At 71.9% G+C, this 22,103-nt stretch carries 24 protein-coding genes; 13 read left to right on the top strand and 11 right to left on the bottom strand.

Annotated features, from left to right (window positions below):
- Window positions 1–25: 25 nt before the first annotated feature.
- The 5 genes from AB0E02_RS17575 (at window position 26) to AB0E02_RS17555 (ending at window position 3,608) form a co-directional block, all read left to right on the top strand.
- Window positions 26–919: a DUF5936 domain-containing protein gene (locus AB0E02_RS17575; protein WP_362140156.1), complete on the top strand. Its 894-nt coding sequence runs from the start codon at window positions 26–28 to the stop codon at window positions 917–919.
- Window positions 920–1,365: 446 nt separating this feature from the next.
- Window positions 1,366–1,530 (top strand): hypothetical protein, encoded by a 165-nt coding sequence (locus AB0E02_RS17570; RefSeq protein ID WP_006603411.1) that lies wholly within the window; start codon window positions 1,366–1,368, stop codon window positions 1,528–1,530.
- A gap of 20 nt (window positions 1,531–1,550) precedes the next feature.
- On the top strand, window positions 1,551–2,279 hold the full coding sequence (locus AB0E02_RS17565) for a pilus assembly protein TadG-related protein (RefSeq protein WP_362140154.1): 729 nt from the start codon (window positions 1,551–1,553) through the stop codon (window positions 2,277–2,279).
- A 72-nt stretch (window positions 2,280–2,351) separates the two neighbouring features.
- Window positions 2,352–2,939: a hypothetical protein gene (locus tag AB0E02_RS17560; protein WP_362140151.1), complete on the top strand. Its 588-nt coding sequence runs from the start codon at window positions 2,352–2,354 to the stop codon at window positions 2,937–2,939.
- A gap of 72 nt (window positions 2,940–3,011) precedes the next feature.
- Entirely contained in the window at window positions 3,012–3,608 is a 597-nt protein-coding gene (locus AB0E02_RS17555; RefSeq protein WP_362140149.1) for an OmpA family protein, read from the top strand.
- Here AB0E02_RS17555 and AB0E02_RS17550 read toward each other — a convergent pair.
- The gene (locus tag AB0E02_RS17550; RefSeq protein WP_362140146.1) at window positions 3,583–4,143 is read right to left on the bottom strand and encodes an RDD family protein; all 561 of its coding nucleotides are present in this window, start codon (window positions 4,141–4,143) and stop codon (window positions 3,583–3,585) included. The two genes, AB0E02_RS17555 and AB0E02_RS17550, sit on opposite strands and share 26 nt — an antisense overlap.
- A 101-nt stretch (window positions 4,144–4,244) precedes the next feature.
- Here AB0E02_RS17550 and AB0E02_RS17545 point away from each other — a divergent pair, with 101 nt between their 5' ends.
- A complete protein-coding gene (locus AB0E02_RS17545) occupies window positions 4,245–4,826 on the top strand; it encodes a TetR/AcrR family transcriptional regulator (protein WP_362140143.1) in 582 nt (193 codons plus the stop codon).
- 55 nt (window positions 4,827–4,881) lie between these two features.
- Here the strand turns inward: AB0E02_RS17545 and AB0E02_RS17540 are convergent, their stop codons facing one another.
- On the bottom strand, window positions 4,882–6,129 hold the full coding sequence (locus tag AB0E02_RS17540; RefSeq protein ID WP_362140140.1) for an MFS transporter: 1,248 nt from the start codon (window positions 6,127–6,129) through the stop codon (window positions 4,882–4,884).
- Window positions 6,130–6,303: 174 nt separating this feature from the next.
- On the opposite strand from AB0E02_RS17540, the gene AB0E02_RS17535 reads away from it, so the two are divergent.
- On the top strand, window positions 6,304–6,675 hold the full coding sequence (locus tag AB0E02_RS17535) for a helix-turn-helix domain-containing protein (protein ID WP_362140137.1): 372 nt from the start codon (window positions 6,304–6,306) through the stop codon (window positions 6,673–6,675).
- A gap of 43 nt (window positions 6,676–6,718) precedes the next feature.
- Here the strand turns inward: AB0E02_RS17535 and AB0E02_RS17530 are convergent, their stop codons facing one another.
- The gene (locus tag AB0E02_RS17530; protein WP_030800870.1) at window positions 6,719–7,093 is read right to left on the bottom strand and encodes a DUF192 domain-containing protein; all 375 of its coding nucleotides are present in this window, start codon (window positions 7,091–7,093) and stop codon (window positions 6,719–6,721) included.
- Between the two features lie 58 nt (window positions 7,094–7,151).
- Here AB0E02_RS17530 and AB0E02_RS17525 point away from each other — a divergent pair, with 58 nt between their 5' ends.
- Entirely contained in the window at window positions 7,152–7,886 is a 735-nt protein-coding gene (locus tag AB0E02_RS17525) for an A24 family peptidase (RefSeq protein WP_362140134.1), read from the top strand.
- Between the two features lie 279 nt (window positions 7,887–8,165).
- On the opposite strand, the gene mgrA is transcribed toward AB0E02_RS17525, so the two are convergent.
- The gene (gene mgrA / locus AB0E02_RS17520; protein WP_362140131.1) at window positions 8,166–9,200 is read right to left on the bottom strand and encodes an L-glyceraldehyde 3-phosphate reductase; all 1,035 of its coding nucleotides are present in this window, start codon (window positions 9,198–9,200) and stop codon (window positions 8,166–8,168) included.
- A 140-nt stretch (window positions 9,201–9,340) separates the two neighbouring features.
- Here mgrA and AB0E02_RS17515 point away from each other — a divergent pair, with 140 nt between their 5' ends.
- From AB0E02_RS17515 to AB0E02_RS17500, 4 genes are all read left to right on the top strand, one after another.
- On the top strand, window positions 9,341–10,120 hold the full coding sequence (locus tag AB0E02_RS17515; RefSeq protein ID WP_030800863.1) for an isoprenyl transferase: 780 nt from the start codon (window positions 9,341–9,343) through the stop codon (window positions 10,118–10,120).
- 506 nt (window positions 10,121–10,626) lie between these two features.
- Window positions 10,627–11,964, top strand: a complete 1,338-nt coding sequence (locus tag AB0E02_RS17510; protein WP_030412177.1) for a PhoH family protein — start codon at window positions 10,627–10,629, stop codon at window positions 11,962–11,964.
- Window positions 11,965–12,416: 452 nt separating this feature from the next.
- Entirely contained in the window at window positions 12,417–13,115 is a 699-nt protein-coding gene (locus tag AB0E02_RS17505; protein ID WP_030412178.1) for a transglycosylase SLT domain-containing protein, read from the top strand.
- A gap of 124 nt (window positions 13,116–13,239) precedes the next feature.
- Complete coding sequence (locus AB0E02_RS17500; protein WP_362140127.1) at window positions 13,240–14,748, top strand: AI-2E family transporter; 1,509 nt, start codon at window positions 13,240–13,242, stop codon at window positions 14,746–14,748.
- A gap of 83 nt (window positions 14,749–14,831) precedes the next feature.
- Here the strand turns inward: AB0E02_RS17500 and AB0E02_RS17495 are convergent, their stop codons facing one another.
- Window positions 14,832–15,365, bottom strand: a complete 534-nt coding sequence (locus AB0E02_RS17495; RefSeq protein ID WP_030412180.1) for an alkyl hydroperoxide reductase — start codon at window positions 15,363–15,365, stop codon at window positions 14,832–14,834.
- Between the two features lie 5 nt (window positions 15,366–15,370).
- A complete protein-coding gene (locus AB0E02_RS17490) occupies window positions 15,371–15,925 on the bottom strand; it encodes a peroxiredoxin (protein ID WP_362140125.1) in 555 nt (184 codons plus the stop codon).
- A 131-nt stretch (window positions 15,926–16,056) separates the two neighbouring features.
- Between AB0E02_RS17490 and AB0E02_RS17485 the strand changes: the two genes are divergently transcribed.
- The gene (locus AB0E02_RS17485; RefSeq protein WP_362140123.1) at window positions 16,057–17,016 is read left to right on the top strand and encodes a LysR substrate-binding domain-containing protein; all 960 of its coding nucleotides are present in this window, start codon (window positions 16,057–16,059) and stop codon (window positions 17,014–17,016) included.
- Window positions 17,017–17,019: 3 nt separating this feature from the next.
- Here AB0E02_RS17485 and AB0E02_RS17480 read toward each other — a convergent pair whose 3' ends face one another.
- The 5 genes from AB0E02_RS17480 to AB0E02_RS17460 all read right to left on the bottom strand — a co-directional run bounded on the left by AB0E02_RS17480 (window position 17,020) and on the right by AB0E02_RS17460 (window position 22,095).
- Window positions 17,020–17,646, bottom strand: a complete 627-nt coding sequence (locus AB0E02_RS17480; protein ID WP_362140121.1) for a Uma2 family endonuclease — start codon at window positions 17,644–17,646, stop codon at window positions 17,020–17,022.
- 96 nt (window positions 17,647–17,742) lie between these two features.
- Complete coding sequence (locus AB0E02_RS17475) at window positions 17,743–18,348, bottom strand: Uma2 family endonuclease (RefSeq protein ID WP_362140118.1); 606 nt, start codon at window positions 18,346–18,348, stop codon at window positions 17,743–17,745.
- 119 nt (window positions 18,349–18,467) lie between these two features.
- A complete protein-coding gene (locus AB0E02_RS17470; RefSeq protein WP_362140116.1) occupies window positions 18,468–20,888 on the bottom strand; it encodes an FtsX-like permease family protein in 2,421 nt (806 codons plus the stop codon).
- Window positions 20,885–21,574 carry an ABC transporter ATP-binding protein gene (locus AB0E02_RS17465; protein ID WP_362140114.1) on the bottom strand — a complete coding sequence of 230 codons (690 nt, stop codon included), beginning with the start codon at window positions 21,572–21,574 and terminating at the stop codon, window positions 20,885–20,887. The genes AB0E02_RS17470 and AB0E02_RS17465 overlap by 4 nt, the downstream gene beginning before the upstream one ends.
- Window positions 21,571–22,095 (bottom strand): PadR family transcriptional regulator, encoded by a 525-nt coding sequence (locus tag AB0E02_RS17460; RefSeq protein ID WP_362140111.1) that lies wholly within the window; start codon window positions 22,093–22,095, stop codon window positions 21,571–21,573. Before AB0E02_RS17460 ends, AB0E02_RS17465 begins: the two co-directional genes overlap by 4 nt.
- Window positions 22,096–22,103: the final 8 nt, after the last annotated feature.

The following is a 22,103-nucleotide window of genomic DNA, read 5'->3' as shown; positions in this document are numbered from 1 at the left end:
GGAGGGAAGCGGGATGGAAAACGGAATGGGAATCGGAATTCTGCTGGCCGCGGCCTTCGCCCTTTCGGTCGTCGGCATCGCTTGCGGGGTCGCCCTGTACCGCCGCGAGGCCCGGCTGCCGCCCGACCTGGCGCTGTCCCTGGAGGTCGGTGCGACCCGGACGACGGCCGTGGGTTCGGCCGTGGACCGCCTCGGCATGCGCTACGCCCCGCTCGTGCTGCGCCTGATGGGCGAGAAGCGCACCGCCCGCATCCGTCGCCGGATCGACCTGGCGGGCAACCCCGGCGGCCTCACCGTCGACCGCTACGCCGCTCGCCGTGCCGTCTACGGCGCCCTCGGCTTCATCGGCGCGCTGGTGATGTTCCTGCACGGTCAGCCGGTTCTCGGCGTCCTGATGGTGCTCTTCGGCCTCTTCTGGAACGAGGTCGGCATCTGGGCCGCGATCCGCCAGCGCAAGGACACGATCGAGCGGACCCTGCCGGACTTCCTGGACGTGCTCGCGGTCGTCGTCAGCGCCGGGCTGAGTTTCCGCCAGGCACTCGACCGGGTCGCGGACAAATACGAAGGCCCGTGGGCCGATGAACTCCGGATCACCCTGCGGCAGATGGACATGGGCGTCAGCCGCCGCGCCGCCTTCGACGAACTGCGCAAACGCAACGACTCCGAACAGGTCGCCCAGTTCGTCACGGCCCTCCAGCAGGGCGAGGAACTCGGCTCGCCCATCGTCGACACCCTGATCCAGATCGCCAACGACATGCGCCGGACCGACGCCCAGAACGCCCGTCGGCGGGCCGCCCGGGCCGTCCCCAAGGCCACCATGGTCGTCACCACGTTCATGGTGCCGGCGACGATGATCCTGCTCATCGCGGGTTTCTTCCTCGGCTCGGGCACCAATTTCGGCTCGCTGATGGGGGATTGAGACGGCGCCCGCGCGGCGCCGTAGCGGCGGACGGCCCGGGCGTGCGGCGGTCGGCCGAACGCCGTGCCGGACCCGGCCGGATGCGTGCGGTGCGCGGCCCGCATTCCCGTCAACGCCTTCGCAACAGCAACGAGTTGTGTCACAGTGGGTGGACCGGCGGTCACCGCCGCGCTCGGGCGCGGGGAGGCCGGCCGGTCCGCATGGGCATCGGCGCGGGACGCGGTCCGGAGGGGGAGCGGGGGTGGACGAGGTGCATGAGCGTGGCCGAAAGGCGCCGTTGTATCTTCCGCCCGTGTCCCCGAAAGAGGATTGGGTACGGAATCCCTGTCCGGGGAACACCGTTCCGGCGTACTTTTCTGGTGTCATGAGCGCGGCCGACCGCGCCGACACCACGGGGGCAGACCAGCCGGACCAGAGCGGTGCGGCCGCCCATGGAGGGGAAGACGATGGCGAAGCGGTTTTTGGGGAACGACCGGGGACAGACCTCGATCGAGTACCTCGGCATCATCGCGGTGGTCGTGGCGATCGTCCTGGTCCTGTCGACCACGGACTTCGGCAGCCAGATCGCCAATGCCATCGCCAACAAGATCTCCGACGTCGTCGGCATTTAGGGACCCGGGCCGCCACCGCCATGACGGTCGCCGAACCGCGCCGCGGCGCGCGTGACGCCGGGCAGGCCTTCCCGCTCTACCTCGTGGCGGTCGCGGGCCTGCTCTTCCTCGCGCTCGCCTTCTTCGCCGTGGGGCAGGCGGCGGCCACCCGCAACGGTGCCCAGACCGCCGCCGACGCCGCCGCGCTCGCCGCCGGGCAGAAGTACCGCGACCTGCTGACCAAGCGCGTGCTCGACGGCGTCCGCGACGGCAGTTACGAGACCGACAAGGCCGCCTGGGAGGACCTGCTGAACGGGCGCGGGGTTCTTTCCCCGGCGGCCTGCGCGAGCGCGGACTGGTTCGCCGGGCGCAACGACGCCGAGGTCTCCCGCTGCGTCCCGGACTCCTGGCCGACCTCGTTCGCGGTCACCGTCAAGACCCTGAACACCGTGGGGTCCTCGGTCGTCCCCGGCACCGCGGGCAAGCACGCACGGGCCGAGGCGACCTCGGTGGTCGGTCCGCGCTGCGCCCCCGCACCCGACGGCGGCGACGCCGGCGGCAAGGACGGCGCGGACGACGGCCGTGGCAAAGACGGCAAGGGCGGCAAGGACGACGGAGGGGGCAAGGGCGGCAAGGGCGGCGGCAAGGACGACCCCGGGCCCGCCCCCGTCACGATCACCTGCGACGGCAAGGAATGGATCCTCGACGCCGGCGACCCGACGCACCTCCCCGACGCCTCCGACCTCTTCTCCGTACGGCTGGCCCACTGACCGTCCCAGAGCACCACATCGACCACCCCACCGACCCGCACCGGGCACCCGACGATCGAAGGAATCGCATCCATGAGCATTCGGCGCACCACGAAGGCCGCCAGGGGAGCGGTCGCCATGGCGAGCGCTGTCGGCCTGGCTCTCGTCGTGTCCGGCTGCGGTGGCGGCGGCGGGGACGGCGGTGCGCGGACGGACGACAAGAAGCCGCCGGCCCGTAGCAGCACGCCCAAGGACGGCGGCCCGGGCACCCCGGCGGCCGACTCCAGCAAGGTGATCGGCGAGATGAAGGGCCCGGACGGCGTCGTGGTCACCCTGAATTCCGTGGTCCGCGACTCCGGCGGCTTCGTCACCGTCAACGGTACGGTCAGCAACCACGGCAGCCGCGCCTTCAACGCCATCGACTGGCGCTCCAACGAGACCGAGCTGCGGTCGCGTTCGTCCATCTCGGGCGCCACCCTGGTCGACAAGGCGGGCAAGAAGCGCTATCTGGTGCTGCGGGACACCAACGGCGAATGCCTGTGCACGACGGGCCTGAGCGGGCTGATGCCGGGGGCCAGCCGCCCGATATTCGCGCAGTTCCCGGCGCCACCGGCCAAGGTGACCGAGGTCGACTTCCAGTTGCCGACCATGCCGCCGGCGACCGTCCAGATCACGGACTGAGCGGGCCGCCCGATGACCCTGAACCCCACGCCGCGTTCTCCCCGTTCTCCCCGTTCTCCCCGTTCGCGCCGGATGCCCCGCGGCGCCGTCCCGGCCGCCGTCGCGCTGCTGCTGGCCGCCGCGCTGTCCGCGCCCCCCGCCCACGCCGATCCGCCGGGGGTGACCGAGGACTCCGGCCCACCCGTGCGCATCGACCCCCACGACCCCGATCTGCGGATGGTGCAGGGGGCCAAGCTGGCGCCGGCGAAGGTGCTGAACATCAAGTCGATCGTGGAGACCGACGACGGCTCGGAGCGGCGGCAGGACACCAACGACAACGTGACGTTCGCGCTGCAGGCCGAGGTGCTGTTCGGCAAGGACAGCGCCGAGCTGACCGGGGACGCGGTGTCCCGGATCGGCACCATCGCCGACGAGGTCAGGAAGCAGCACGCCACCACCCTGCGGGTCTTCGGTTTCACCGACAACCTCGGCTCGGCGAGCCACGGCCTGGTGCTGTCCAAGAAGCGGGCCACCGCCGTCCAGGAGGAACTGGCCAAGGACCTCGGCTCGCAGGTCGGCTTCCAGATCCGCGGCTACGGCGAGCAGTACCCGATCGCGGACAACACCACCGAGGAAGGCCGCAGGAAGAACCGCAGGGTCGAGGTCAGCTTCCCGCGGGCGGATTCGTAGCCGGGGGCGGGAAGGGCGCCGCGGGCGGGTAGCCGCCCGGCGGAGGCCAGTTGCCCGGGGGCGGGTAGGGCGGCGGGAAGGACGGGGCGGGCATCCGGGTGCGCAGGACCAGGGTGCCCACGGCCTTGTCGTGCAGGCACTGCCGGTAGGGCCGGTCCCAGAGGCAGAACAGCGCGTCGAGCTGGCTGAGCACCGGCACCGCCCACATCCCCAGGTGCGCGAGATGCCGCGCCAGGGCCGTCCCGTAGGACAGCCGGCGGCCGTCGGCCACCCGGACGACGGTCAGACCGCAGATCAGCTTGCCCACCGTGCCCCCGCACCCGGCCGTCAGCAGCGGCGAGTAGAGGAACACCATCGCCACGGCCGCCAGGAGGGTCAGGTAGAAGGGCGAGTTGTCCGCCGGGCGGCCCAGGGCGACGACCAGGCCGATGGCCGCCGAGAGGACGGACAGCGCGACGGCGGCGATCACCACGTCGATGACGACGGCGAGCAGCCGCCGGCCCGGGTTGGCGAGGACGGGAGGGCATGCGTTCACCCGCGCATGTGATCACTCGGGGGCGGCGGACGGCAAGCCGTCCGCGGGGGCCGGCCGGACAATATTGGATCGAGCGATTCAAATCGTGCTAGCTTGATGTCATGGCGCGACCCAGGCAGTTCGACGAGGACCGGGCGCTCGACGCGGCGATGGAAGCGTTCTGGATCACCGGCTACGAGGCGACGTCCACCCAGGACCTCTGTGACGCCACCGGGCTGGGACGCAGCAGCATCTACAACACCTTCAAGAGCAAGCACGACCTGTTCGAACGGGCCCTGGCCCGTTACATGGAGCGCAAGAACGCCGAGATGTACGCGTTGCTGGAGAGCGAGCTGCCGGCCCGGCAGAAGATCCGCGCGCTGCTCCAGTGGACGATCGACGACGAGTGCGCGGCCGGTGCGGACGGCCGCGGCTGTCTGGTCGTCAACACCTGCGTCGAGGTGTCGGCCCACGACCCGTCGGTCGCCGCCACGCTGGAACGGGACTACGGCGCACGGCTGGCGGCGCTCCGGGCGGTGATCGAGTCGGGGCAGCGGGCCGGCGACCTCACCTCGCGGACGGACGCCGGGACGCTCGCCCACCTCCTCATCGCCACGATCGGTGGGCTGCGGGTCTCGGCCCGGGCCGGGGTCGGTCGTGCGGCGCTGGAGGGCGTGGCGGACGCGGTGATGAGCGGGTTCTGAGCAGCCGGCCGGACGTCGGGGCGGTACGGGCCGGGAGTCCGCACCGCCCCGCTCGCTACCGCGCCTGACCGCCCCGTAGCGCGACCAGCACCACACCTCCCGCGGCCAGCGCGGCGACGGCGAGACCGAAGATGGTGGCGGCCGCCGGGAGGCCGATGGCGTCGCTGAGGTAGCCGTCGGCGACCGGGAGGGCGCCCGCCAGGAAGTAACCGCCCGCGTTCAGCGCGGCGTTGGCCTCCGCGCGGCGGCCGGCCGGGACCTCGCGGCTCAGCAGCGTCAGCCCGCCCAGCTGGCCCGCGCCCTGGCCCGCCCCGGCCAGCAGCACCGCGACGACGAGCGGTGCCAGGGTGCCGGTGTGGATCGCGGTGACCAGGGCGAGCGTGCCGGTGACGGTGGCCGCGCCGGAAGCGAGCAGGACCGTACGGACCGCGCGGCGGCGCAGCGCGAACTGCACGCCGGTGGCGGACAGGAACATCGCCAGCGCCAGCCCGCCCGCCAGCGCGCGGTTGGTCGTACCGAGCAGTCCGGCGAGCAGCGACGGGCCGAGCGACAGCACGAAGGCGGTGGCGCTGATGCCCGGCGCGAACGCGGCCAGCCCCAGGGCGAGATGGCGGCGGTTGGCGTGCGGCACGGCGGGCAGCCGCACCCAGCCGCCCGGCGCCGCGCCGGCCGTCCCGTCCCGCCGCGGCAGCGGCATCCGGACCACCGCCGCCAGCGCCGTGGCCAGCAGGACGCCCTCGACGACGAAGACCGTGACGGTCGGCGCGGGCGCGGTCTGTGACAGCACCCCGGCCAGTACGGGGCCGATCCCCGCGCCCAGCACCATGGCGGTGGAGGCCAGCAGCGGGCCGATCCGGCGGCCCGCGGCCAGATCGGTGACCGCGGCCATCCCGGCCGAGACGGCGGCGCCGGTGGCCACGCCGGTCAGCAGCCGGGCGACGGCGAGCGCGGCCACCGAGGGTGCGGTGGCGTAGACGAGGCAGGCGACGAGGGCCAGCAGCAGCGCCGGGACCAGCACCGGTTTGCGTCCGAGCCGGTCCGAGGCGACGCCCGCCACCAGCAGCGCACCCAGCAGGCCGACCACGTACGCGGCGTAGATCAGCGTCAACGTGCCGGAACTGAAGCCGAGTTGGCGCTGCCAGACCGCGTACAGCGGCATCGCCGCGTTCGAGAGCACGAAGATCGCGACCACCGGCCAGGCGGCGAACCAGACCTCCCGCACGGGCGGTACGGCGGTGGTCGCGGCCGGTGCCGGGCTCGCGGTGGGTGTGGCCTCGGGCCGCGCGGTGCGTGTTCCGGGCATGGGTGTCCCCTCCTCGTCATGCTGTACGAGTCGAGTCGTACAGTCAGTACGAAGAGATTCGTACAGCCATACCGCAGTACGATGCAAGTCGTACTGCGAAGTGGGCCGCGCAGGAGGCGGCGAAACGGCCGCCCGCCCCTGCCGCCCGACCGCCCCGAACCGGAGGAGCGCCGAATGTCGTCCACCCCACGTGCCCGGGCCGAGTGGGCACAGCGACCGGTGCCGGCCGGCGCGCCCGAACCGCTGCCCGAGCCGGTGCGGGACGCGCTGCGGCTGGAGGTCGTCATGGGCGCGCTGAGCGATCCGCTGCGGATGCACATCGTGCGCACGCTGCTGCTGGAGTCCGAGGAGTTCGACCACACCTGCGGCTGGTTCGGCCTGGACCGGCCCAAGTCCTCGCTCACCCACCACTTCCGCACGCTGCGGGAGGCCGGTCTGATCCGCCAGCGCCAGTACGGGCTGGAGCGGCGCAGCCACGTCCGGGTGGACGACCTTCAGGCGCGCTTCCCCGGACTGCTGGCACTGGTGGCCGACTGGCAGCGGTGACGGCGCCCGGCGGAACGGGGCTCAGCGCCCGGCGGAACGGGGCTCAGCGCCCGGCGGCCTCCGGCGCGGGCGTCGGCTCGACCCGCAGCCGCATCCCCGGGCGCAGGCCCCAGTCCGTCATCGCACCGGCCGCCGCCTCCAGGACGTGCCGGGCGCGCAGCCGCGGGCGGCCCAGGCGGCCCGGCGGCATGGTGCGCACCGCCAGCACGCGGAAGTCCCGGCCCAGATAGGCCACATCGATGGCGAACCGCATCCGGAAGGTGTGCACCCCGCTCGCCGGGGTCAGCAGCAGGGCACCCTCGATGCCGTCGCGGCCCAGCAGACCGCGGGCCCGGGCCCGGTACGAGGCCGCGATCTCCACCGGCACCGCACGCTCCGCGCCGTACAGCACCCCCGGTCCGTTCCTCCAACGCGCCATGCCCCGCGTTCTATCAGCTCCCGGCGTGCCCCGGGAGACGCCCCCATAGGGTCGGACCGTGTCAGTGATGCTGATGGTGCTCGCCGCCGCCTACGGGGCCGCGGCCGGGCTGCTCATACCGCGGCCCGCCCACCGGATGGCCGTCGGCCCCGACGAGGAGTGGCGCGCGCAGTGCCCGGGGGGACACCCGATCACCGGCGCGGCGCGCGGCTGGCTGGGACCGGGGCGCTGCCCGGCCTGCGGGGCGTACGGGCCCGCCTGGGCGCCGACGGCCGCGGTCACCGCGCTGGTCTGCGCGGCCCTGGCGGCGGCCACCGGGCCGCGGCCGGAACTCGCCGCCTGGCTGCTGGCGGCGCCGGCCGCGGTGCTGCTGGTGATCGTCGACTGGCGGGTGCGGCGGCTGCCGGACGTGCTGACGCTGCCGCTGGCCGCCGTCCTCGCGGCGGCACTGGGCCTCGCCGGCCGGTTCACCGGCGACCCCGGCGCCTGGTGGCGGGCCCTCCTGGCCGGTCTCGTGCTCGCCGCCTGCTACCTGGTCCTGCACCTCGTCAACCCGGCGGGCCTCGGACTGGGTGACGTCAAGCTGGCGCTCGGACTGGGGGTCGCCCTTGGGTGGTACGGCTGGCGCACCCTGGTCACCGGCGGCGCGGCCGGGATCCTGCTCGGCGGGCTCTACGCCGCCGGGCTGCTGATCGTCAGGCGCGGCGCCCGGAAAACCGCCGTACCCCTGGGGCCCTTCCTGATCGCCGGGGCCTTCTGCGGCCTGTTGCCGGCCGCACTGGCGGCCCGCTGACCCCGATGGGCCGGGGCGCCGCCGGGCCCGTACGCCCGCGCTGGCGCAGGGGCGCACGGCCCGCCTCCCGCCCCCGTCGCCGCGCCGGAGCCACGCCGCCGCGCGCGCCGGTGCACACAGCACCCCTTCCGCGGGGTTATGGTGGAAACCCCCCCTCGGGCCGGTCCGTATCCCCCCCACGGACCGGCCCGCTTTTCTTTGCGGCCCGCGGGAGGGGCGCGGACCCCCTTCGGAGATGGCCGGAAAGCAGTGCTTCCGGGCGGCGGTCCGCCGGCCGGGTCAGCCCCGGCGGGCCCAGATGTTGACCCCGTCCGTGGTCGTCGCGAACCGATCGATCTCGGCGAGCTCGGCGTCCGTGAGGGCCGGGGCGTCGAGGGCCGCGACATTGGCCTCCAGCTGGGTGACGCTGCTGGCGCCGATCAGCGCCGAGGTCATCCGCTCGTCGCGCAGCACCCATCGCAGGGCCAGCTGGGCCAGCGACTGCCCGCGCCGGCCGGCGATCTCGTTGAGGCCGCGCAGCCGGCCCACGACATCCTCGGAGAGCAGGTTCGGGTCCAGGGACTTGCCCTGGGAGGCGCGCGAGCCCTCGGGAACGCCGTTCAGGTACTTGTCGGTGAGCAGACCCTGGGCCAGCGGCGCGAAGGAGATGCAGCCCATGCCCTCGTCCTCCAGGGTGTCCAGCAGCAGGTCGTCCTCGGTCCAGCGGTTGATCATCGAGTACGACGGCTGGTGGATCAGCGGCCGAACGCCCATTTCGCGCAGTATGCGGGCGGCGTCCCGGGTCTGCTCGGCGTTGTAGGAGGAGATGCCGACGTAGAGCGCCTTGCCCTGCTGGACGGCGGAGGCCAGCGCGCCCATCGTCTCTTCCAGCGGGGTGTCCGGATCGAAGCGGTGCGAGTAGAAGATATCGACGTAATCGACACCCATCCGCTTCAGTGACGCATCCAACGACGAGAGGAGATATTTCCGCGAACCCCATTCGCCGTAGGGGCCCGGATGCATCAGATATCCGGCCTTCGTGGAGAGAATCATCTCGTCGCGGTAGCCGCGGAAGTCCTGGGCGAAGATCTTTCCGAAGTTCAGCTCGGCGGAGCCGGGCGGCGGGCCGTAGTTGTTGGCCAGATCGAAGTGGGTGACACCCAGGTCGAAGGCGCGTCGCAGGATGGCCCGCTGGGAGCTCAGGGTGCGGTCGTCCCCGAAGTTGTGCCAGAGTCCAAGGGAGATAGCGGGGAGTTTGAGTCCGCTGCGGCCCGTTCGCCGGTACTTCATCGAGTCGTAGCGGGAATCCGCGGCGCGGTAGTCGGTGCCAGTCATGCTCATCTCCCTATCACGTACCTGTGACCTACCTGATGGGGCTGTCTCGACAGCCGAGAAGTAAAGTTGCCCACTTGAGGCGACGGGGCGACCGCCATTGGCACGGAGGGGCTGGACCACACATGCTGCGATCTTCCGGGATGCGCATCCCGTATCCGCCTGCACTGCGGAATCTGGTTTACCGGCTTTACGCGCGGCGGGTGGAGGGTCGCCTGGATCACACCCAGGTGCCCAAGCACATCGGCGTCATCCTCGACGGCAACCGGCGCTGGGCGCGGGCCGACGGGCGGACGACCGAGCAGGGTCACCAGGCGGGCGCGGCCAAGATCGGCGAGCTGCTCGGCTGGTGCGCGGAGACCGATGTGGAGGTCGTCACGCTCTGGCTGCTGTCGACGGACAACCTCGACCGGCCCGAGGGCGAGCTGAAGCCGCTGCTCGGCATCATCGAGAACACCGTGCGGGACCTGGCCGCCGACGGCCGCTGGCGGGTGCACCACGTCGGCAACCGCGACCTGCTGCCCGAGGCCACCCAGACGGTCCTCAAGGAGGCCGAGGCGGCCACCCTCGACAACAAGGGCATCCTGGTCAACGTCGCGGTCGGCTACGGCGGCCGGCAGGAGATCGCGGACGCGGTGCGCTCGCTGCTGCTGGAGCACGCCGAGCGCGGCACCTCCTTCGAGGAACTGGCCGAGATCGTCGACATCGACCGGATCGCGGAGCACCTCTACACCCGCGGCCAGCCCGACCCGGACCTGGTGATCCGGACCAGCGGCGAGCAGCGGCTGTCGGGCTTCATGCTGTGGCAGAGCGCCCATTCGGAGTACTACTTCTGCGAGGTCTTCTGGCCGGCGTTCCGGAAGGTCGACTTCCTGCGCGCGCTGCGCGACTACGCGGCCCGGCACCGCCGCTACGGCTTCTAGCAGGCCGTACCCTCCTCGCCGCGAAGCCCCCGCCGGCCCCGAACGGGCCCCGGCGGGGGCTTTTCTGACGGCGTCTTCGCCCGGGAACCACCCGCTCGGCCCCTCGTGCGCCGCCCGCGCCGGCCGCCCCGGCGAAGCGATCACACGTAACCCAAGGTTCATCGACCGTGCGTCATATGCCGTGGCATGGCGAGGGGGGTTCGAGGGAATATCCCATCCAGGTCGGCGTCCGGAACAAGCCATCGGGCGCCGCATCTCAGCGGACGGCATGGGGCCGTCCGCCCGGGAGGCCCTTTGCACATCACGGAGATCCGTGCGTACCGCACGGGCGACGCGAGGGGCCGGCGCTCGGCCCGTGCATCGTGGCCTGAGCCCGGTCCGGTCATGAGATGGCCGGGGGTCCCGAGGGCGCTGCCCAGCAGCCGCTGGGAGCACCACGCCTCCGGGAGCACACCGCCCCGCGACGCCGTCGCACCCCAACCTCATCCGAGGGGGTTCGTCCACCCGTGGTGAACAGCAAGCAGCGCCGTGACAACGACCGGCGCACTTATGTCCTCGACACCAGTGTGTTGCTGGCGGATCCAGGCGCCATGACCCGCTTCGACGAGCACGAGGTCGTGCTGCCGGTCGTGGTGGTCACGGAACTGGAGGCCAAGCGGCACCATCCCGAGCTCGGCTACTTCGCCCGGCAGGCGCTGCGCCGGCTGGACGAGTACCGGGTGCAGCACGGGCGGCTGGACTCGCCCATCCCCATCGGGGAGCTCGGCGGGACGCTCCGGGTCGAACTGAACCACTCCGACACCGGCATCCTGCCCCCGGGCTTCCTCAACGGGCACAGCCGGCTGGGTGACAACGACTCGCGGATCCTCGCCGTCGCGCGCAACCTCCAGGCCGAGGGGTTCGACGTCACGGTCGTCTCCAAGGACCTGCCGATGCGCATCAAGGCGTCCTCGGTGGGCCTGCTGGCCGAGGAGTACCGCGCCGAACTCGCCATCACCGAATCCGGGTGGACCGGGATGGCCGAGGTGGCCGTCCCCGCCGACCAGGTCGACGACCTGTTCTCCGCCGAGACCGTGTACGTACCGGAGGCGGCCGGGCTGCCGGTGCACACCGGCCTGGTGCTGCAGTCCGAGCGCGGCAAGGCGCTCGGCCGGGTCACCGCGGACGGCACGGTCCGGCTGGTCCGGGGCGACCGGGAGGCGTTCGGCATCCACGGGCGCAGCGCCGAACAGCGGATCGCGCTGGACCTGCTGCTCGACCCGGACGTCGGCATCGTGTCGATGGGCGGGCGGGCCGGCACGGGCAAGTCGGCGCTGGCGCTGTGCGCGGGCCTGGAGGCGGTGCTGGAGCGCCGGCAGCACCGCAAGGTGATGGTGTTCCGCCCGCTGTACGCGGTCGGCGGGCAGGAACTGGGCTATCTGCCGGGCAGCGAGGCGGAGAAGATGAGCCCCTGGGCGCAGGCCGTCTTCGACACGCTGTCCGCGGTGACCACCAAGGACGTCATCGAAGAGGTGGTGGGCCGCGGCATGTTGGAGGTGCTGCCGCTGACCCACATCCGCGGGCGGTCGCTGCACGACGCGTTCGTCATCGTGGACGAGGCCCAGTCCCTGGAGCGCAATGTCCTTTTGACGGTTCTGTCCCGTATCGGGGCCAACTCCCGGGTCGTCCTCACCCATGACGTCGCCCAGCGGGACAACCTCCGGGTCGGGCGCTACGACGGAGTGGTCGCGGTCGTCGAGAAGCTGAAAGGGCATCCGCTTTTCGCCCATGTCACCCTGAACCGCTCGGAACGGTCGCCGATTGCGGCACTGGTGACCGAAATGCTGGAGGACGTCAGGATCTGACCCGGCAGACCTGGACAACCGCTCGGATCGGGCCAGTTGTCCGGATCTGACCTGCTGTAAGGCGGCGCCGCCCGGCAAAGCGAAGGAGCTTAGCCGGGCGGCGTTCTGCTGCGCGCCGATATCCGAAAATACCCGGGGGTAAACGAGGTGTGAGCTTTCACACCCGGCCGGGAATTGATTCCCGGTGTGTCGTTCGGGCAGAGTCTGGGTCCTGTCAGGCCCCGCATACGGCATCCGCACCCCCAGCGGTGCAGAACAACCGAACTTCATAGTGAGTCGCCGTATGCCGCCCGAGCACCACGCGGACCCCGAGGGGGACGTACCGGGCCAGTGCCTCCCGTGACCAGCCGGTCCCGCCCGCTCAACAGGGCCCGGAACAAGGGGAGACCAGCGCCAGGGGCACGATTGCGTCCGCGAGGTCACCTAAGCGGGCGATGCTGGAAGGAAAACGTGTGAGCCGGATCTCGGTCCGGGGATTCGCCGTGGCATCCGCCACCGCGGTCACCACCGTCGGCGCCGTCGTCGGCGTCGCTGCAGGGCAGCCCGCCACGGTCAACGCCGAGGCGACCGCTGCCGATGCGACGACCATTGCCGACATCCCCGCGGGCGCCCAGGCCCAGGTGCAGACGGCTTCCCTGACGCAGCAGGCGGACGAGGCGTCCACCCAGGCGGACGCGAGCGCCCTCAAGTCTGCACAGGAGGCCGCGCGCAAGGCTGCCGCGGAGACCGCGCAGAGCAAGAAGGACGCCGCGGACCAGCAGGCCAAGAAGGAAGCCGACGCGCGCAAGAAGAAGGAGCTGGCCGCGTCCCGCTCCTCCGAGCGCACCGACCTCGGCGACCTGGTCGGCAAGAGCTCGTACACCATCGCCGAGACGCAGGCCATCGCGCGTCAGATGATGGCGGGCGACCAGTTCCAGTGCTTCAGCAACATCGTGAGCCACGAGTCCGGCTGGAACTACAAGGCCACCAACGCCGGCTCGGGTGCCTACGGCCTCGTCCAGGCGCTGCCCGGCTCGAAGATGGCCTCCGCGGGCTCCGACTGGCAGACGAACCCGGCGACCCAGATCAAGTGGGGCCTGAACTACATGAACGACCGCTACGGCAGCCCCTGCGGCGCCTGGTCGTTCTGGCAGGCGAACAGCTGGTACTAGGCCCACCGGCCGCACACCGCGCCTCTCGAAACCCCCGAACGCACCGCGTCGGGGGTTTCGTGCGTCGCGCACGGGTAACGTCGTGCCCGTCAACGTGGCGCACGGGAGGGGAAGAGGAAGGCAGATGTCCAGATTGCCTCAGTGGGTCGGTGGCCTCGGCGCCGGTCTGACGCGGCTCTCGCAGCGGCTGGAGGAACAGCGCCGCCGCGCCGAGGCCGCCGCCGCAGCAGCCGAGGACGCGGACGAGCTGGGGCGTGCCGAGCGCTCGGCGTCGTCGACGCTCGACGGACCGGTGGCCGACGCACCGGTGGCCGCGCTCGCCGTGCCCCGCACGCAGTTGCCGCAGGCCGGGGACGGCGTACCGCATCCGGGCACGGGCGCGGAGGACGCGGCGCGGTCGGCCCCTTCGCGGGCACCGGACTCGGTGCCCGCGCCGCCCTCGTACGCGCCGGCCGTGGCGGCCCGGCCCGATCCGGTCGACGCCGTGCCCTGGGGCGTACGGGTCGCCGCCGAGGCGGGCTGGCGGCTGCTGGTGCTGGCCGCCACGCTGTGGGTGCTGGCGCAAGTGATCACCAGCATCCAGCTGGTCGTGCTGTCCTTCATCGCGGCGATGCTGATCACCGCGCTGCTCCAGCCGACGGTCGGCTGGCTGCGCCGGCGCGGGCTGCCGCGCGGGCCGGCCACCACGCTGACCTTCATCGGCGGCTTCGTGATCATGGGCCTGGTCGGCTGGTTCGTGGTGTGGCAGGTCCAGGACAACATCGACTCGGTGTCCAGCCGCATCCAGGAGGGCATCAGCGAGCTCAAGGGCTGGCTGCTGAAGAGCCCGTTCCATGTGACCGAGAGTCAGATCAACAGCATCGCCAAGAACCTCCAGGACGCGATCGGTGCCAACACCGAGGCGATCACCTCGGTCGGCCTGGAGGGCGTCACCGTCGTCCTGGAGGTCTTGACCGGCATCCTGCTGGCCATGTTCACCACGCTGTTCCTGCTCTACGACGGGCGGCGGATCTGGGAGTGGGTGCTCAAGCTCGTTCCGGGCGCGGCGCGGGAGGGCGTGGCGGGCGCCGGACCGCGGGCCTGGCGCACCCTGACCGCCTATGTGCGCGGCACGGTGATCGTGGCGCTCATCGACGCCATCTTCATCGGCATCGGGCTGTACTTCCTCAACGTGCCGCTGGCCGTCCCGCTCGCCGTCTTCATCTTCCTGTTCGCCTTCATCCCGCTGGTCGGCGCGGTGGTCTCGGGCGCGCTGGCGTGCGTGGTCGCGCTGGTCACCCAGGGCGTGTTCACGGCGCTGATGGTGCTGGCGGTGGTGCTGGCCGTGCAGCAGATCGAGGGCCATGTGCTGCAGCCGTTCATCCTGGGCCGGGCGGTCCGGGTGCACCCGCTCGCGGTGATCCTCTCGGTCGCGGCCGGCGGACTGATCGCCGGGATCGGCGGTGCGGTCGTCGCGGTGCCGCTGGTGGCGGTCACCAACACGGTCGTCGGGTATCTGCGCTCGTACTCCCGGGAACAGGCGGTGCGCATGTCGGTGGCCCCGCGCGGCGCCACCGCCCTCGGAGTGGCGCCGACCCCGCCGCCGGTCCGGCGGGCCCGGAGCGACGACGACGGCGACGGCGAACGCGAGTAGCACCCGGACAACGACGCAGAACCCCGCGGACGACGCAACGTCCGCGGGGTTCTGCGTGTTTCGGGCGCCGTACGGCTACCGGGTCACTCGGCGAGTGCGGCCTCGGCGTCCAGGGTGGCGCCGACGGCCTGCAGAACGGAAGCGATCTTGACCGCCTCCTGGATCGTCTCGCGCTCCACACCGGCCTTGCGCAGCACCTGCTCGTGCGAGTCCAGGCACATTCCGCAGCCGTTGATGGCCGAGACGGCCAGCGACCACAGCTCGAAGTCGACCTTGTCGACGCCCGGGTTGCCGATGACGTTCATCCGCAGGCCGGCGCGCAGGTTGCCGTACTCCGGGTCCGACAGCAGGTGCCGGGTCCGGTAGAAGACGTTGTTCATCGCCATGATGGCGGCGGCCGACTTGGCGGCGGTGTACGCCTCGGCGGAGAGGTTCGCCTTCGCCTCGGGCTCCAGCTCGCGCAGCACCTTCGGCGACCGGGAGGCGATCGCGCAGGCCAGCACCGTGCCCCACAGCTGCTGCTGCGGCAGGTCGCTGTTGCCGATCACCGAACCGAGGTTCAGCTTGAGGTCCTTGGCGTAGTCCGGGACCGCGGACTTCAGGTCATCGAGGGCCATGGGTCTCACTCACCAGCCAGCAGCGCGACCGCGTCCAGGGTGTCCTCGCCCTTGCTCCAGTTGCACGGGCACAGCTCGTCCGTCTGGAGGGCGTCGAGGACCCGCAGGACCTCCTTGGGGTTACGGCCGACGGAGCCGGCGGTCACCATCGTGAACTGGATCTCGTTGTTCTGGTCGACGATGAAGACGGCGCGCTGCGCGAAGCCGTCCTCGCCCTCGATGCCGAGGTCGCGCATGAGCTCGTGCTTCGAGTCGGCGAGCATCGGGAAGGGCAGGTCGGTCAGGTCCGGGTGGTCCTTGCGCCAGGCGTGGTGCACGAACTCGGAGTCGCCGGAGAAGCCGAGGACCTGCGCGTCACGGTCGGCGAACTCCTCGTTCAGCTTGCCGAACGCGGCGATCTCGGTCGGGCACACGAAGGTGAAGTCCTTGGGCCACGCGAAGACGATCTTCCACTTGCCCTCGTAGGTCTTGTGGTTGATCTGCTCGAACTCCTTGCCCTTCTCCAGCGAGACACAGGCAGTCAGGTCGAACTCGGGGAACTTGTCACCGACAGTGAGCACGCGCTCTCCTTGTTGCGTAGAAAGTCCCTTTTGGGGCTTTCCTTGAGGCTTGGACGGAACTCACAGTGCCACAGGACGCATTGATCAGGGAAATAGCTAGACTGGTTGATGTTGATCGGAGGTGGTTATCAGTGGCTTCACCAGCCAGCCAGGGCGGCCGGCCCCGCCAGCCCAGCCTGGCCCAGCTGCGGGCGTTCGCGGCGGTGGCCGAGCATCTGCATTTCCGTGAGGCGGCGGCCGAGATCGGCATGAGCCAGCCCGCGTTGTCCGGCGCGGTCTCCGCGCTGGAGGAGGCCCTCGGGGTGCAGCTGCTGGAGCGTACGACGCGCAAGGTGCTGCTGTCGCCCGCGGGGGAGCGGCTGGCGGCCCGGGCCCGTACGGTCCTGGAGGCCGTCGGCGACCTGATGGAGGAGGCCGAGGCGGCCCGCGCGCCCTTCACCGGAGTCCTCCGCCTCGGCGTCATCCCGACCGTGGCGCCGTACCTCCTCCCGGCCGTGCTCCGCCTGGTCCACGACACCTACCCCGACCTGGACCTCCAGGTCCACGAGGAACAGACCGCGTCGCTGCTCGACGGCCTGGCGCACGGGCGCCTCGACCTGCTCCTGCTCGCCGTCCCGCTCGGCGTCCCCCAGATCACCGAACTCCCGCTCTTCGACGAGGACTTCGTGCTCGTCGCGCCCAAGGACCACTGGCTCGGCGGCCGCGGCGACATCCCCCGCCAGGCGCTCCAGGAACTCGACCTGCTGCTGCTCGACGAGGGCCACTGCCTGCGCGACCAGGCCCTGGACATCTGCCGGGAGGCGGGCCGCGACGAGAACACCCCGGTCACCACCAGCGCGGCGGGCCTGTCCACCCTCGTCCAGCTCGTGGCCGGCGGCCTGGGCGTGACCCTCCTGCCGCGCACCGCCCTCCGCGTCGAGACCGGCCGCAACGACCAGCTCACCACCGGCTATTTCGCCGACCCGGCCCCGTCCCGCCGGATCGCCCTGGCCATGCGCACGGGCGCGGCCCGGCAGGACGAATTCGAGCAGTTCGCCGAGGCCCTGCGGGCGGCACTACGGGGGCTGCCGGTGCGGATGGTCAAGGGGTGAGGGTCAGGGGCGGGGGGCCCGCGGTCGGGCGTCGTCCAGGACCTGCCCGACGTCCAGAGTGACTTCGGCGCCGATCGACTCCGGCAGGGTGACCTTCTCGCCGGCCACATGGATGCGGTGCACGGCATAGTCGTCCACCATCGGCTCGGTGAGGACGTGCAGGCGTTCGTGCCTGCGGTCGACGATCACGTATACCGGCACCTTCGCCGCCCCGTAGGCGGTCACCTTCGTGCGCAGGTCGTTGGTGTAATTCGTGGACGTGACCTCCAGCACCATCCGGAAGACCGCCGGGTCGCAGCACCCGTACTCGATGACGTGATCCTCGAAGTCGGCGTCCACCACGGAGAGGTCAGGAACGGCGAAGTCCTCCGGTCCGTCCGGCAACCACAGGCCGAGACCCTCCAGCACCTCTGTCCGGCCGCCGTCCAGCCCGGCCGCGACGAAGGGTCGCCGGAGACGGGAGAGCCCCTTTGCGTGGGCAGGGTCAGGGGGTGGGGTCACGGTGAGGACGCCTCCGAGGATCTCGACGCGGTGGCCAGGGAGCTGCTTCATGAGCTGGTCGGCCTGTTCGAGGAGCGTCAGAGGCTCACGGCCGTGCGCGTAAGGACCCTCGACAGCTGCTGCGGACATGCATGCCTCCCGTTGGCTGGTGCCGAGGCCATCATCGTAGGCAGGAGTGCCTGCGCACGTCTCGTACGACAGCGTCCACCCGTTCGAGGGGGATGTTCAGCCGTGACGGGCTCCGTCGAGCAACGCTGCCACGTCGAGTTGCACCGTTGCTCCGACGGAGGCCGGGAGGGTCACCCGTTCGCCGGGGTGATGGATCCGGTGGCTTCGGTACGTACCGTGGCGCGGGTCGGTCAGGACGTGGAGGCAGTCGTCGCGACGGTTGAGGATGACGTAGACCGGGATCTCGGCGCTGGCATAGGCCGCGACCTTGGTGTCCAGCTCGTTGCCGTAGTTGTTCGAGGTGACTTCCAGGGCCAGGCGGAAGATGGCGGGGTCGTAGCAGTTGTACTCGACGAGGTGTCCGTCGAAGTCGTCGGTGAGGGCGAGATCGGGGATGGCGAAGTCGTAGGGGCCGGTCGGCAGCCAGACGGCGAGCTTCTGGAGGACGCGCCTGTTCCCGGCGTGCAGGCCCGCCTCCATGAAGAGAAGCGTCAGGTCGGTCAGTACACACCCATGGGCCCCGTCCGGCAGCGGGGTCACCCGGATCTCCCCGCCGATGACCTCGAAGCGGACGCCGGGGAGGCGGTCCATGAGCCGGTCGACCTCGTCGAGGAGGGTGGTCGCACGAGGTGCACGGGTCGCACGGGGCGTATGGGTCGGCATTTCTCGGCTCCTGACGGGCGTTGAGGGGTGTCGTTGAGCGGTGTCAGGGCATCGTTGTCGCGTCCGGTCCGCGCCCGCTCGCCGTGCGGGGCGGTTCACCCGTTCGAGGACACCGCACGTCACTCCGTCCGCAGGCCCTCCGGTCGCATCATGCGCCACAGGGGCGGCAGGCTCAGGGCGGTGACGAAGAGGATGACGGCGGCGCCGGTGGCGGTCATGGCGAGGACGACCGGCCAGTCGACGGTGACGGCGCTGTCGATCATGGTGAGGAGCAGGGCGCCGAGGGAGAGTCCGCAGGCCAGAGCGAGGGCGAGGCCGAGGAGGACGGGGAGGGCGGTCTGCCAGAGGAGCGACCGGCCGAGGGTGGCGCGGCGGATGCCGTGGGCGTCGAGGGTGGAGAGCAGGCGGCGGCGCTCGTGGAGCTGCTCGACGGTGGTGATGATCAGGCCCGCGCCGATCAGCAGCAGGGTGACCACGGCGCCCGCGAACAGGGCGTTGCGGACGCTGGAGTACTGGCCGTCGTGCGGATTGTCGACCGCGGACGACTCCAGCACGGTCGGGTCGAACCGGGACGCGGTGGTGCGGATGTGTTCCACCGCGTCGGGGAGGGAGCGGTCGAAGCCGACGCGGAGCTCCATGCTGGGGGCGTTCAGCCGGCTCGGGTCGAGCGCGGACGGGGTGACCAGCAGGTCGTAGGAGAACAGGTCGGGGCCGTGGCCGGGGGCGAGCAGCCGGGCGGTGCGGGCGGACCGGGGGATCGTCCAGGGCTGCGGGTCGAACCGGTCGCCCCGCACCATCGGCGGGTTGAGGTCGAGCCGGGCCCCGGGCACCAGGGCCGGTTCGCGGTCCGGGGTGTTGGCGGTGAGGAAGACCTCGCCGTCCCGGCAGGAGGGCAGCTGGGCGAGCCGGCGCAGTTCGGCGCAGCTGCCGATGGCCAGGGTGGAGGGATGCGTGGGGGTAGCGGGAGCAGCGGGGGCGCGGTCGGTGGGGAGCGGGCCGGCGAGGCCGTCGATGGTGCCGCGGGCGGCCGTCACGCCGGGGGTGGCGCGCAGCGCGGTGAGCGCCCGCTGGGTCGTGGGCCAGTCCTTCGCGTTGCCCCACAGGCCGATCCGCGGCAGCTTGCCGGACTCCGCGTAGGCCGCGGCGTACCCGGCCTGCATCCCGGTCATCAGCATGTGGACGGCGATCGCGCCGGCCACCGCGACGGTGATCCCGCTGACCGCGCGGGTGGCCGAACCGCTGCTCAACTGCAGGCGACGGACGGCCAGTTGCCAGGAGACGGGGCCGCCGTGCAGCCGGCCGACCACCGCGTCCACCAGCCAGGGCAGCAGCGCGGTGACCCCGAGCAGCAGCAGCATCGCACCGGCCGCGAGGCGGACGGTGTGGAGCGGGTCGTCGGTCCACGGCCCCTCCCAGGACAGCGGGACCAGCAGCAGCGCACCGACGGCGGGCAGCGCCGGCCGCCACCACAGCCGGCGGCGGACCGGCCGGCGGTGGTGGACGACGCCGAGCGGATCGACGGTGACGGAGCGCTGCGCGAGGAGGGTGACCAGGACCGCCGCGGCCGGGACGAGCAGCGTGATCAGGGCGGCGGCGAGCGGGCCGGGGGCGATGTCGGCGGGGAAGACGTTGATGTCCCACAGCGTGAGGTACGGGGCGAGCCCGCGGGCGGCCAGGAACAGCGCGGCGCCGCCGGCCACCCCGAGCAGCGAGCCGAACAGCGCCTCCCCGGAGGCGATCCGGCGGGTCGTCGGGACGTCGGTGCCGACCAGCCGCAGCGCCGCCAGCCGCTCCTCGCGGCGCTCGTTGCCGAACCGCACCGACGTGCCGATGAAGACCATCACCGGCGTCATCAGCGACACACACGTCATGATCACCAGCAGCACGGCCGGGGCGCTCATCGGCCGCGGGTCCCAGCTCTTGCCGAAGTGGTCGATGCGGTAGCCGTCCGGCGCGGCCAGGGTGGCGCTCCGCGCGACGTACGTGAGCTCCTTCGGGCCGAGCAGCCCCGCGTCGCCGATGGTGCCGGCGATCTCGTACGGCAGGCGGTCGCGCAGCAGGGCACCACCGGGGGAGTCGAGCAGGTCCTTGAGGGCGGGGGACACCAGCATCCGGCCGGGGCCGGGGAGGCGGTCGATGCCGGGCGGGACCGGCGGGTGCGTGCCGTCGGGACGGACCAGCCGGCCGCGGACCTCGGCGCCGTGGAAGGTGGTGTCGGCGGAGGCGTAGCGCAGGGTGGTGTCGGAGGGCCGGGGCTCGTGCTGCTGGCCGAGGTTCTCGCGGGCCTTCTCCCGGCCGTGCCAGGCGTCCATCAGGTGCGGGACGGACACGCCGAGCAGCAGGACGGCCACGCCGAGGGCGACCCCGGCGGCGGTCAGCGCGGTGCGGATCCAGCCCTCGCGGCCGCCGCCGGCCGCGAACCGCATGCCCATCGCGAGGTCGCGGGCCCAGACACCGGGGCCGGAGCGGGCGGCGCCGAGCGGGCCGCGGCCGTCGCCGCCCGCGCCGCAGGTGCCGGTGCGGGAGCGCAGCGGGCTCATATCAGGCCCGCCAGCATGTCCTTCACCTTGCCGTCGCGCACGACGACCTCCCGGTCGGAGTACGCGGCCACCCGGGCCTCGTGGGTGACCAGGACGACGGCGGCCCGGGTCTCCCGCGCGGCATCGGTCAGCAGGGTCAGCACGCGCTCGCCGTTGAGCGAGTCCAGCGCGCCGGTGGGTTCGTCGGCGAAGATCACCCGGGGCCGGGTGGCGAGGGCACGGGCGACCGCGACCCGCTGGCCCTGGCCGCCGGAGATCTCGCCGGGCCGCTGGCCGGCCACCGCCTCGACCTCCAGGCGCTCCAGCCACTCGTGGGCGCGGCGTTCGGCCTCCTTGCGCCGGGTGCCGTTCAGCCGCAGCGGCAGCGCGACGTTCTCCAGGCAGGTCAACTCCGGTACCAGTCGGCCGAATTGGAAGACGAAGCCGAAGTCGGTGCGGCGCAGGGCGCTGCGCTGGGCGTCGGTCAGGCCGGTGAGGGTGTGTGGGCCGTAGAGGACCGTGCCGGAGTCGGGGGTGATGATCCCGGCGAGGCAGTGCAGCAGGGTCGACTTGCCGGAGCCGGAGGGGCCCATCACGGCGACGACCTCACCGGGGTGGATCGAGAAGTCCGCGCCGACCAGGGCCGGGGTGCGGCCGTAGGTCTTGTGCAGCCCCTCGGCGGCGAGCAGGGACCCCTCCGGCGTCATGCCCGGACCGCTTCCGCCAGCTTCTCCAGCCGGGCGGCGGTCAGCTCCAGCCAGCGCAGATCGGCCTCCAGGTGGAACAGCGCGTGGTCGCAGATCAGCTGGTCGGCGAGGTCGCCGGTGCGCTTGCGCTCGGTCAGTCCGCGCATCAGCCGCAGGTGTTCGGCGCGTTGGGCGTCGAGGAGTTCGGCGGCGTTGCGGTCGGTCAGCATGGCCAGCACCACCTTGGTGTAGAGCGTCGACTGCAGGTACGGCTCGGGCTTCTCCGGGCGGGCCAGCCACTGCGCGACATCGGTGACGCCGGCATCGGTGATCGCGTACCGCTTGCGCTCCGGACCGGCGCCGGGCTCCACCGCGTCCACCTCGACCAGGCCGTTCTTCAGCAGCCGGGACATCGTGGAGTAGACCTGCCCGTAGTGCAGCGGGCGGTCCTGGCCGAAGTGCTCGTCGAAGGCCCGCTTGAGGTCGTAGCCGTGGCGGGGGCCGGACTCCAAAAGGCCCAGAAGCGTATGACCGATTGACATGCCGACCA

It is taken from the genome of Streptomyces sp. NPDC048196 (genome assembly GCF_040652715.1).
In the GTDB taxonomy this organism is placed as follows: domain Bacteria; phylum Actinomycetota; class Actinomycetes; order Streptomycetales; family Streptomycetaceae; genus Streptomyces; species Streptomyces siderophoricus.
This window is presented reverse-complemented; position numbering and strand designations above follow the sequence as displayed.

What these genes read in the sequence shown, in the direction of transcription:
- AB0E02_RS17555 (WP_362140149.1), top strand. Translation starts at nt 3,012, where the DNA reads ATGCCCCGCGGCGCCGTCCCGGCCGCCGTCGCGCTGCTGCTGGCCGCC.
- AB0E02_RS17515 (WP_030800863.1), top strand. Translation starts at nt 9,341, where the DNA reads ATGCGCATCCCGTATCCGCCTGCACTGCGGAATCTGGTTTACCGGCTT.
- AB0E02_RS17475 (WP_362140118.1), bottom strand. Translation starts at nt 18,348, where the DNA reads ATGCCGACCCATACGCCCCGTGCGACCCGTGCACCTCGTGCGACCACC.
- AB0E02_RS17560 (WP_362140151.1), top strand. Translation starts at nt 2,352, where the DNA reads ATGAGCATTCGGCGCACCACGAAGGCCGCCAGGGGAGCGGTCGCCATG.
- AB0E02_RS17465 (WP_362140114.1), bottom strand. Translation starts at nt 21,574, where the DNA reads ATGACGCCGGAGGGGTCCCTGCTCGCCGCCGAGGGGCTGCACAAGACC.
- AB0E02_RS17460 (WP_362140111.1), bottom strand. Translation starts at nt 22,095, where the DNA reads ATGTCAATCGGTCATACGCTTCTGGGCCTTTTGGAGTCCGGCCCCCGC.
- AB0E02_RS17535 (WP_362140137.1), top strand. Translation starts at nt 6,304, where the DNA reads ATGTCGTCCACCCCACGTGCCCGGGCCGAGTGGGCACAGCGACCGGTG.
- AB0E02_RS17540 (WP_362140140.1), bottom strand. Translation starts at nt 6,129, where the DNA reads ATGCCCGGAACACGCACCGCGCGGCCCGAGGCCACACCCACCGCGAGC.
- AB0E02_RS17570 (WP_006603411.1), top strand. Translation starts at nt 1,366, where the DNA reads ATGGCGAAGCGGTTTTTGGGGAACGACCGGGGACAGACCTCGATCGAG.
- AB0E02_RS17480 (WP_362140121.1), bottom strand. Translation starts at nt 17,646, where the DNA reads ATGTCCGCAGCAGCTGTCGAGGGTCCTTACGCGCACGGCCGTGAGCCT.
- AB0E02_RS17575 (WP_362140156.1), top strand. Translation starts at nt 26, where the DNA reads ATGGGAATCGGAATTCTGCTGGCCGCGGCCTTCGCCCTTTCGGTCGTC.
- AB0E02_RS17495 (WP_030412180.1), bottom strand. Translation starts at nt 15,365, where the DNA reads ATGGCCCTCGATGACCTGAAGTCCGCGGTCCCGGACTACGCCAAGGAC.
- AB0E02_RS17545 (WP_362140143.1), top strand. Translation starts at nt 4,245, where the DNA reads ATGGCGCGACCCAGGCAGTTCGACGAGGACCGGGCGCTCGACGCGGCG.
- AB0E02_RS17530 (WP_030800870.1), bottom strand. Translation starts at nt 7,093, where the DNA reads ATGGCGCGTTGGAGGAACGGACCGGGGGTGCTGTACGGCGCGGAGCGT.
- AB0E02_RS17565 (WP_362140154.1), top strand. Translation starts at nt 1,551, where the DNA reads ATGACGGTCGCCGAACCGCGCCGCGGCGCGCGTGACGCCGGGCAGGCC.
- mgrA (WP_362140131.1), bottom strand. Translation starts at nt 9,200, where the DNA reads ATGACTGGCACCGACTACCGCGCCGCGGATTCCCGCTACGACTCGATG.
- AB0E02_RS17470 (WP_362140116.1), bottom strand. Translation starts at nt 20,888, where the DNA reads ATGAGCCCGCTGCGCTCCCGCACCGGCACCTGCGGCGCGGGCGGCGAC.
- AB0E02_RS17500 (WP_362140127.1), top strand. Translation starts at nt 13,240, where the DNA reads ATGTCCAGATTGCCTCAGTGGGTCGGTGGCCTCGGCGCCGGTCTGACG.